Source organism: Nostoc piscinale CENA21, from assembly GCF_001298445.1.
In the GTDB taxonomy this organism is placed as follows: domain Bacteria; phylum Cyanobacteriota; class Cyanobacteriia; order Cyanobacteriales; family Nostocaceae; genus Nostoc_B; species Nostoc_B piscinale_A.
Window position 1 is genome coordinate 4193105 of record NZ_CP012036.1, and the last position, 10987, is coordinate 4204091.

The window sequence follows — 10987 nt, forward strand, 5'->3', positions numbered from 1 at the left end:
TTGAAAAGTTTGCTCAAGTTGGCAGAGCCGCCCACGCAACTTTTCGCTGCGTGCATCTGCGGTTAATTATTCTTGCTCGTCCCTCCTGCCTCCTGCCTTGCCCTAACGATAAATATTCATACCCACCTACTTAATCAGATGTAGCAGCTTCTAACCAAATTTCCACATCATCGGATAATAATTTTTCCGCCGCTTCTATCATAGTTACGGCAATATCCTTGAGGTCTTCACGATTATTTAAGTAAGTTTTCAAGGCTTCCATCGGGTCGATGCTGTTACTTGCACTTAATTCAGGAACGCGGGGACGAGCTAACTGACTGAGTAATTCTGGTTGAATGGTGTAGGTGTGGGCCGATTTTAAGGCTGTGTGTAAGGCAGCATTTTCGATAACATCTAACTGTTCGGAACGGAGTTTGTAAATTAATCGCACTACTGCATCTTGAATATCATATTTGGCGATCGCTTTCAAAATTGCCGCCTGGGGATCTTCGGCTTTGGAAATATCCACTTCAATGGTGCGGAAACTGCGAACTGGTAAGGGACAAAATTCCCAAGTCGTATTTCCCCGTTCCAGTTCAATCATCACATAGCCTTTGTCTTCTTTTTCTTCACTAAAATCTACCCGTTCAATACTTCCCGGATAAATGACTGGTGGGTTGTTATGTTTATTTAAATTCTGGTGTTTGTGGACGTGTCCCAACGCCACATAATCAAAACAAGGACGCGTCAACAAAGACAACGGTAAAGTAAAACCTTTACCCACAGCTAACAAACGTTCAGCGCCCAAACTAGCATTATCCGCCATCAAGTGCGCTAATAATACAGTCGGCACATCTGGGTCAAGGCGACGAATTTCCCCTTCAATCACAACTTGTAACCTTTGGGTTAATAACTCGTTGACTTCGGACAACGATAAACCTTCCGTTTCTTGGCGCGTCATTAATGTCGAACGAGTCAACCAAGGGAGAGTAATGACTTGGACTTTACCGTTACGAGTTTCGATGTGATGAGTTTTCAACGTGTCACCTACCACAAATCCCGGTACACCCAAAGTTCGATAAATATTTAAGCTTGCGCCTCCTAACCCTTGGGAATGTTGGTCATGATTTCCCACCAACAACACTGTCGGGATATTAGCATCTACCAAACGACGAAATTGACCCGCAAAAGCTTCTTGTACATACGGCGGCGGTGTTGCATCAGGAAACGCATCACCACCAAATATTACCAAATCTACAGGATCTGTCAGGGCGCGATCAATGCACAGGGATAAAGTCTGCACAAAATCCTCCAACCGCGTGTTTAACCCAGTCGCCGGGTTAATTCGACCGTGGGAAAAACCGCTTCCCATGTGGATATCTGAAAGGTGGAGGATTTTAATCATAATTAAAAGGGAGTAGGGACTAGGGAATAGCAAAAAATATGGTTAGAAGCTTACTGATTTTTGGGAAAAATCCAATATGACTTCTAGAGTCAATAGTCAAAAATCGGAATTAATTACATCACATTGTTTTCCTGTCACCTGTCAACAGTAATTTTACAACCACAAAAATCGGCTTGGGTAATTTCTGCGATTTTTCCGATTGGTTTGTAAGCATATACAGCAGTGTTTACTAAGATAATTTACGGTAATTTAAGTTTTGCATTGCTTCCGTAGATATTTATACGGAGATTGTTATTCTTAAACAAAGCATAATCATTTCATTAAGGAAATAAAAAAATGAACAGTTCTAAACCCAATCAGCTAGGTGTATCCGTAGTTATGGGCGCTTTGATTATGTTAACTAGTGTGAGTATTATCACAATTATGAATATGTTCTAGGTTGAATGCTGAGAATTTTTGCAAATAAACTTTACAAAACTCTGTGCAGTACTGCACAGAGTTTTTATATTTTGTAATAGCCAAGTTGGTTAGGACATCGATAAATTATAAAACTTAGACAACATAAAGCTTTTCACCCTGTCACCTGTCACCTATTACCTGTCTCCTGCTCTTTTTACAAAAAAGTATAAAATTAGCATGAAAAGTCTTGCTATATATAAGTTTGAGCCTTTTTGTTGTCAGAGTGTGATTTTGGCTAAAGATACTTGCTGTCTCAGGTTTAATTTTTTTAACTATATTGGCTAGATACTATTCCGGATTTGTACTGAGTCTACTGAGAATAGGAAATAAATCTGTTTAATCACTTCTAAGCGAAATGAAGGCAAGTTTCTCTACTTTTATCAAATGAGAAATTTGAGATTTTGTTGTCTATAAGCATAGCTGAATTCCAATTTTTATTGTTGGAATAAATTTTTATGCTGTCAGGATAATGAATATTTACTTCATTGGCGTGCTAGAAGAAGATTGCCCAAACATTAACATAAGCTGAACTGCGTTTAACTGCTAGTTTTTTGCTTATGTAATTTTTGGATAAATCATCAGTTTGAGCAAGGCTAATAATATTATGACAACAAGATTTTTTCGGGGAATTAATTACACTGTTGAATCATTGATAGGAAGTGACCAAACTTTTCAGAGCAATCAAAAAAATACTTGGTTAGATGTTTTAGGTACGAATAACGTCATCAAGACTGGTAGCGGGAATGATGTGATTATGGAAAATCTTAAGTTCCTGTTTATTGCTGATTATCCTCCTTACGTTGGCCCCGCAATTTTTTATGTTGGTTATGGAGGAATAACTGAAGCATCAATAAGAGGTACTACAACTATTGACACTGGATTTGGCGATGATTTTGTTGTTTTAGGACTAGGTAATTATATTGTTGATCTCGGTCAAGGTAACAATATTGTTGATGGTACTGGTATTTGTGGTAATATCAAAATATCGGCTGGTAACGGTAATAATATTATTGATGTGCCAGGAATTGCTAATTCTCAAATTAATCTTGGTAACGGTAATAACTCAATTTATTTAGGAGCAGGTAACTTCTCCGTATCTACAGGTTCAGGAAATGATTTTATTACCCACGCTGTTGGTGGGTTATTTAGCACCTTGTTTTACGAAGGAGAACCTTACAAACAAACTATTAATGCAGGAAATGGCGACAACCTGATTAAAGTAGTCGTAGCTGGGGAAACAAGTATTACAACAGGCTCAGGGAAAGATTTCGTTTTAGCTACCTCTGCAAATATTGAACTTTTTGATGGAGTGCCTAATTCTGATTTTGTGGATATTCTCACAGGAAGTGGTAGCGACACTGTAATTACAATTGGGACTAAAAGTTTTATTAATACTGGTTCTGGAGATGATTTAATCATATCCGGTATGGGCGACGACACAATTTTTACAGGCAGTGGTCGTGATGTGGTGAATCTTCGCGGAGACACTTTTTTTTGCTCCCGCCCCTATCCAAGACCTTGAAGAAATATACTTTTCTGAAGCCACTGTTCAAGGAGGTGGTAATGATACTGTTTATCTGGGAAGCGGTAATAAAACGGTGATTTTGGGAAGCAGTGGTTTTGCTACAATCTATGGTTTTGATAAGAAGGATCGTTTAGATGTGAGTGGGTTAAATGCCACTTTCACCCAAATGGGAAATGACACACTCATCAGTCAGGTGATAATTCTTTGGGAATTATCAAAGAACTACACAGGTTCAGTAGCTTTGGTGTAACAGTTTAATAAGAATTAGATTGAAAATGCTTAAAGCCACTGAGGTAGGCGGGAAACCCGTCCAGTTCAGTGGCTTTATAGGTCAATAATTTTTGTGGGAGCATATCATCGCCTCAATGCTCCGGCTAAGTATAAACTATTTGCTAAGGAACAAAGATAGCTTTAGGTTGATCCGTAATACTAGGTTTTGAGCTTGTAAAAGTTAAAAGAAGCTTGAGGATGAGTGACGGATGCTAAGAAAATACACTGGCAATACTAAAGCAGAAAATCTAAAGCAGTTTATAATAACTCTGACATTTTTAACTCCACTGTTAATGACAATTCCGGTTTATGCTAGTAAGCCGGAACATATCAAACAGCTAATAGACACAAGCAACTGTGCAAAATGCGATTTAAGCGGGGCAAATTTTAGCTGGAAAAATTTGCTGCGTGCTGATTTATCTGAGTCAGACTTGAATGGTGCGGATTTAAGTAATGCAGATTTGAGTGGTGCTAATTTGCGTAATACTAATTTAAGTAAGGCGAAACTATCTCGTGCTAATATTTTTCGGGCTAATTTGGAAAAGGCAAACTTGAGTGATGCAGATTTGAGTAGCACTAACTTGAGTGGTGCTGATTTGCGTAATGCTAATTTAACTCGTGCTGATTTGACTAATGCAGATTTAAGTGGTGCTAATTTAAATGGGGCAAATTTAAAAGATGCTAACTTGCGGGGTGTGCGATTTGATAATGTCAACCTCCAAGGTGTGAATTTGAATGGTGTTGATTTAAGTAATGCAGATTTGCGGAATTTTAATTTCCGTGGCGTGTCGCTGAATGGCGTTAACTTAAGTCGGGTGAATTTGAGTGGTTATAACTTGAGGGGTATAGAACTGAAAAATGCCAATCTCAGTTATGCAAATTTACAAAATGCTGATTTGAGTAATGCCAAACTGAATAATACTGATTTGCAGAATGCTAATCTCTACAATGCAAATTTGCAGGGTGCAGATTTGATTGGCAGTAAACTCAATAGTGCCAATTTGGATAATGCGGATTTAAGGGGTGCGAATCTGGATGCTGATAGTTTACCTCAGAATATTCGTGCTGATGCAGGAGATTACAGCCGTTGGGGAAATACACTCAGTAGTAAAAGAAGATATCAAAACGCGATCGCCTATTTCAATAAAGCGATAGAATTAAATCCTAGAGATGCTCAAATTTATACTAGTCGCGGTTCTGCTCACAGTAAGTTGAAAAATTACCAAGCTGCGATCGCTGACTACAATAAAGCAATTGAAATTAATCCTAGTTATGCGACAGCATACAGCAATCGTGGCTTAACTCGCATCGAACAAAATGATTATCAAAGTGCGTTAACTGATTTTGACCAAGCCATTCGCCTCGACCCCAACAATGCGGAGGCTTATAACGGACGCGCGACAATTCGCCGCATTCAAAAAGATTATGCCGCAGTCATTACCGAAGCTTCTCAAGCCATTAGAATTAATTCTAAATTTGCCGAAGCATACCATAACCGAGGGTTAGCGCGGTTTGCGATGCAAGATTATCAAAGCGCCATTCAAGATTATGATAAAGCGATTGATAATTCTAGTGGTTGGGCTTGGGCATATCTTAACCGGGGAATTGCTCGCGCCGCTATCAGTCAGCATAAAGACGCAACTAAAGATTTTGACCGCGCTATTGAAATTGATGAGAATTATACCGAAGCTTATTATCAACGCAGCGTCGCCAGATTTAATCGTAAACGATATGAGGATGCAATTAAAGATTGCGATCGCGTCATTCAAAGAAACCCCAATTATGCCGCAGCTTATGAAAACAAGGGCAACTCTTTATTAGCACTGAAAAAGAAAGCTGAAGCCAAACTCGCCTTTGAACAAGCGATGAAAATCTATTCGCAAAAACAAGATAACCCTAGTTTAGAAAGATTACAGCAAATCGTTGCTGGATTGTAAAGCGATCCTAAATAAGTACAGCACTTACGCAAAATATGAAAAAACGAACCGCAAAGGACGCAAAGGACACAAAGTTATAAGAGTTTAAGAGAGTTCTTGTATCTAGCGACTGAAGTCCCGGCTACACAGACAAGACTATTTATCTTACCTTAGTCCGCGCAGGCGGACTTCGTTTTTATAGCCGCGAATTCCATTCGTCACGGCTAGTTGCTTCTCTCTCCCTTGTCTCCCTTGTCCTCACCACTACACCCTCTCCGCGCCTTTGCGTCTCTGCGTGAGACAAACCACAGAGACGCGAGTTCACATTTTTCATGTGAGAGAGATGCTGAGATTTCTATATATTGAGATTATAGAAATATTGAGAACACAAATTTGGCTGCCACAATGCTTTGGAAATGGTGCTTGAGACTGTTTGTAATATTGCTGGGACTGTGGCTGTTGTTAGATGTAACTTCCCGTCTAGGCGCAGAGATTTTTTGGTTTCAAGAACTTGGTTATCTGCAAGTATTTTTATTAAGGTTTATCACTAAAGTTGGTTTAGTATTATTTGTCACGGTTGTTAGTGCGGTCTATCTATGGGGAAATTTATGGTTAGCACAGCAACTAAAATATCCATCATCATTAAAAACTGACGCAGTTGAACCGAAAGTAACAGGACTGAGTGCAGAGTTAAAAAATTTTCTTAGTCCGCAGTCGGCAAAATATGACCGCAGTCAAATCACATACACTGGTGTATTACCAATAAAATTGCGCTGGCTTCTACCTATAGTTGTCATCTTCAGCTTGTTGGTGGGGTTAATGCTGACCCACTACGGTCAAATTTCCCTCGCTTATTGGCAAGCTTCTGTTAGCAAAACTAGTTTACCTGTGATTTCGTTGTTTCGCTTAGAAACAATTTGGCAACTGGGTAGGCAAATTACGACTCAGGTTTTATATGTTGCCTTTGTTGGGGGTGTGACGATCGCTATTTTAATGTATCCACGCTGGTTATTAACAGCGATCGCAGGTACATTTAGTATTTTATTTGGTTGGATAATCCACCAGAACTGGGGAAAGGTTCTGCAATATTTTTATCCTACAAGTTTTAATTACTCTGAGCCATTATTTAACCAAGATATTAGTGTCTACATCTTTTATCTACCAGTTTGGGAACTGATGGAACTCTGGTTCATGGGTTTATTTTATTATTTGGGTTCCTTGCTGTTAGTCTGACTTATCTTCTTTCTGCTGATAGTTTAAGTCAAGGAATTTTCCCTGGGTTTTCATCGCCACAACAGCGTCATTTGTATGGGGTGGGTGGCTTGTTAATGCTAGTCGTCGCTTTGAGTTATTGGCTGAGTCGTTATGAACTTGTTTATTCTCAACAAGGGGTAAATTACGGCGCAAGTTATACCGATGTTCATACTCAGTTACCAGCTACACCCTGTTGTGTGTTTTAGCAGTGGCGATCGCATTTTACTTGTTGGGGCGGACAATTTTCTGGCGACCAAAATCAACTTATCGCAAATTTGTAGGTTACGGGTTAAGCGTTTATTTAGCTGTAGCGGTTGCATCTGGCGTGGTTTTACCCCAAGTAGTGCAGTATTTAATCGTAGAGCCAAACGAATTACAGAGAGAAGAACCCTATATCAAAAGGTCTATTGCTTTAACTCGCCAAGCTTTTGATTTAGAAGTTATTGATGCAAAAACCTTTAACCCCCAAGGAACTTTAACTGAAGCAGATTTGCGTGCTAATGATTTAACAATTCGCAATATTCGCTTATGGGATCAGCGTCCACTTTTAGATACTAACCGCCAACTGCAACAAATTCGTCCTTACTATCGCTTTCCGGGTGCAGATATTGATCGCTATACTTTAGAAACAGAAGCAAATGCACAACAGACAACAACTTCGGAAACATCCACAGAATTAACAGAACGGCGACAAGTCTTAATTGCAGCGCGGGAATTAGATTATAGTGCTGTACCTCAACAAGCGCAGACATGGGTAAACCGTCATTTAATTTATACACATGGTTATGGATTTACTTTGAGTCCTGTGAATACAGTTGCTGCTGGGGGACTACCAGAATATTTTGTCAAAGATATTGCTGGGAATGCGAACGAAGCCCTGACCACTTCTAATGCTGCAATTCGAGATAGCATCCCAATTGGTTTACCCAGGATTTATTACGGAGAGATTACGAACACTTATGTAATGACTGGTACAAGAGTCAGAGAATTAGATTATCCTAGCGGCAGCGATAACGCTTACAACATCTACGATGGCTTAGGTGGCGTTTCTATCGGTTCTAGTTGGCGACGTTGGCTATTTGCCATGTATTTAAAAGATTGGCAAATGCTGTTTACGCGGGACTTTTTGCCAGATACCAAAGTATTATTTCGTCGAAATATCAACCAACGCATTCGCGCCATCGCACCTTTTTTAAAATTTGATAGTGACCCTTATTTAGTTGCGGCTGATCCTCGCATTGGTAATGGGTTTCCTGGGATCAACAATAATCTATTTTGGATTGTTGATGCTTATACAACGAGCGATCGCTATCCTTATTCTGACCCAAATAACGATGGAATTAACTATATTCGTAACTCAGTTAAAGTCGTGATTGATGCTTACAACGGCACTGTTAATTTTTATATTGCCGACGCTAAAGATCCCATCATTCAAACATGGGCTAACATCTTTCCCCAGATGTTTAAACCTTTGAATGCTATGCCTGCAACCATCCGCAATCATATCCGCTATCCAGTAGACTTTTTTCAAATTCAAGCGGAACGGTTGATGACTTATCACATGACAGACCCCCAGGTATTTTACAACCGCGAAGACCAATGGCAAATACCTAACGAAATTTATGGTGATCAAGCCCGTCCCATCGAGGCATATTATTTAATTACTGGTTTGCCGACTGTTCCCTTTGAAGAATTTATCTTACTCTTACCCTACACTCCCAAACAGCGGACAAATTTAATTGCTTGGTTAGCAGCGCGATCGGATGGAGATAATTACGGTAAGTTATTGTTATATATCTTTCCAAAAGAGCGACTAGTCTACGGTACAGAACAAATTGAAGCACGCATTAACCAAGATCCTGTAATTTCTCAGCAAATTTCTTTATGGAATCGTCAAGGCTCTAGAGCAATTCAAGGAAATTTATTAGTCATTCCCATCGAGCAATCATTATTGTACGTCGAACCAATATATTTAGAAGCAACTCAAAATAGTTTGCCCACATTAGTGCGGGTAGTTGTCGCTTACGAAAATCGCATTGTCATGGCGCAAACCCTAGAACAATCATTACAAGCCATCTTTCAACCAGAAGTTACACCAGAACCTGCTATTGTGCGTCCCTTTGAAGAAGGAACTTCACCTAGCCAGTAATATTGTGACATGCAATGTCTATAAAACTTGGGCAGCAATTTGGTATCAATTTCATTCAATTGTTAAATATCTGCCATGCACCATTAACAAATTCATGATATTTATGGAAAGCATGAGTTGTTGCAATCCGGTTCGGTTAAGATCCCCCCCGCCTACGGCGACCCCCTTAAAAAGGGGGTAAAAGATAATTTTCAGCCCCCCTTTTTAAGGGGGGTTGGGGGGATCTCAAAATACTAAAACGTTAACCGAACCGTATTGTGAGTTGTTGTGATTCTGACTGAGAAGCAAAACGCTATTGCTACTAATACTAATTCTAAATTTTGTAGAGACATTACATATAACGTTTTTACAATAACCGATAAATTACATCTTCATCAAGAAACCGGATAACGGCAATAGTGTTCTTCTGTGAGTAATTACAACTGAATTAGGAATGCTATATGCTAACTTTGCTGACATTTTCCCAGAACCACTTAGAAATATTTTCCGGTAAAGATGTTAATACCATCCTCAAAAGAATTGATGGTTCGCATAATATTTGGTTACGCTGTCTTCATTTTCGCGATCGCACCGGAACCGCTAAAATTATTAACCACTTTCACCTAGATCCATCCCGCATCGACATGATTTTTAATCATTCCCTCACCGGAATTGATGAAGACATGGAAGATTGCTTATTTGATGGTTATGAAATTTTAACTCACCAAATCAAAAATCGAGAATTTCAAGTGGCGCGGGGAAGTATTGTCTTAGGACGCAACTTTATTATTACCTTTGAAACCACAGAAATTAAAGTTTTAACTTTATTACTAAATAATATTCAAAAGCGACACATAGAAATTCAAAGCTGGAGTGTAGATTATCTTTTATATTTAATTTCCAAAGATATTTTAAATAATTACCATACTGTATTCGATTATATTTCGCGGCAACTTGATGATTTAGAAGATGAAGTCTTAGCTAGTGCTGGCAATGAAACAACTTATCAAAAAAATTGCTGCCATGAGACAGTCTACACGTTCTGGGCGACGAAATTTTCAAAATCTTAAGTCACTGCTGGCAATGATGAATTATGATGATATTCAATGGATTAGCCAACCAGTAAAAGAATTATTCCATCAAGAACTAACATATCAAATTGATAACCTCTGGCAAGAATATCAAGCATTGCGGGCTTGGATGTCAGAATTAATGGAAATTCAACGCGATAACATCGCCAGTAAAACCAGTGAACGCATTAATCGCTTAACTATTCTTTCCACGACATTCTTACCCATCACCTTTATTACTGGCTTTTATGGCATGAACTTTAAATACATGCCAGAGTTAGAACAACCTTGGGCTTACCCACTAGTAATTAGCATCATAGTATTGATTGTGATTTGTAGTATTATCTTTGCTAAACGGCAACGTTGGTTGTAAACATAAGTCCCTTAAATCATTAATTACTTGCAATCACGATGTGAGGAGATCCCCCCGCCTGCGGCGACCCCCTTAAAAAGGGGGTAAAAGAGAGTTTTTAGCCCCCCTTTTTAAGGGCAGGGCTGTTTCATTCTAAAAAGGAAAAAAGTAATGGGATGTTGTGGGAGCAGAATCTGATAGCTCTGGTAAGGGAATCAAAACCATTGTGGCGGAAAAGATTAATCACAAAACTGCGGAGAATTGAGAAGTTGGCAGCAGCATAACCATCAACCATTTGGGCAGAGTCTTCATCAAAGACAACATCTTTCACCCAATGTAATCGATTTTCTACGCCCCAGTGGCGACGAATACCACAGGCAAAATCGGATGCTTTCAGGGACAGAGAACTGATGTAGTAAGCAGTTTCTTGGTAAGCTTTACCAGCACGAGTACCAACTCGTTCGACTTGAATAATCGACTTTAAACCCAGCCAATCATGGGAAATATTGTTCAAGTTTTCAAATACACAAACACGACGTTGAGTAAAGCGACCACTCCTTCGTTCAAAATCAGTATGTATAGTTGTGGGCTGTGAGTGCTGCATATTCTGTTGGATTTGGTGATACAGT

Annotated in this window: 7 protein-coding genes and 1 pseudogene; 6 read left to right on the top strand and 2 right to left on the bottom strand. The window is 39.3% G+C overall.

Annotated features, from left to right (window positions below):
• Nucleotides 1-130: 130 nt before the first annotated feature.
• The gene (sbcD, locus tag ACX27_RS18220) at nt 131-1384 is read right to left on the bottom strand and encodes an exonuclease subunit SbcD (RefSeq protein ID WP_062294850.1); all 1254 of its coding nucleotides are present in this window, start codon (nt 1382-1384) and stop codon (nt 131-133) included.
• 1063 nt (nt 1385-2447) lie between these two features.
• On the opposite strand from sbcD, the gene ACX27_RS18225 reads away from it, so the two are divergent.
• The 6 genes and pseudogenes from ACX27_RS18225 to ACX27_RS35400 all read left to right on the top strand — a co-directional run bounded on the left by ACX27_RS18225 (nt 2448) and on the right by ACX27_RS35400 (nt 10379).
• Entirely contained in the window at nt 2448-3365 is a 918-nt protein-coding gene (locus ACX27_RS18225; RefSeq protein WP_062294851.1) for a hypothetical protein, read from the top strand.
• Between the two features lie 76 nt (nt 3366-3441).
• Nucleotides 3442-3618, top strand: a complete 177-nt coding sequence (locus ACX27_RS32485; RefSeq protein WP_158507400.1) for a hypothetical protein — start codon at nt 3442-3444, stop codon at nt 3616-3618.
• A 229-nt stretch (nt 3619-3847) separates the two neighbouring features.
• Nucleotides 3848-5575: a pentapeptide repeat-containing protein gene (locus ACX27_RS18230; RefSeq protein ID WP_062294852.1), complete on the top strand. Its 1728-nt coding sequence runs from the start codon at nt 3848-3850 to the stop codon at nt 5573-5575.
• Between the two features lie 384 nt (nt 5576-5959).
• Nucleotides 5960-8957, top strand: a pseudogene (locus ACX27_RS18235) (UPF0182 family protein).
• A gap of 440 nt (nt 8958-9397) precedes the next feature.
• Complete coding sequence (locus ACX27_RS35395; RefSeq protein WP_335337713.1) at nt 9398-10006, top strand: CorA family divalent cation transporter; 609 nt, start codon at nt 9398-9400, stop codon at nt 10004-10006.
• Nucleotides 9960-10379: a CorA family divalent cation transporter gene (locus ACX27_RS35400; protein WP_335337714.1), complete on the top strand. Its 420-nt coding sequence runs from the start codon at nt 9960-9962 to the stop codon at nt 10377-10379. The genes ACX27_RS35395 and ACX27_RS35400 overlap by 47 nt, the downstream gene beginning before the upstream one ends.
• 127 nt (nt 10380-10506) lie before the next feature.
• On the opposite strand, the gene ACX27_RS18245 is transcribed toward ACX27_RS35400, so the two are convergent.
• The coding region (locus tag ACX27_RS18245; protein ID WP_144427483.1) for an ISAs1 family transposase at nt 10507-10987 on the bottom strand (481 nt) is incomplete at its 5' end.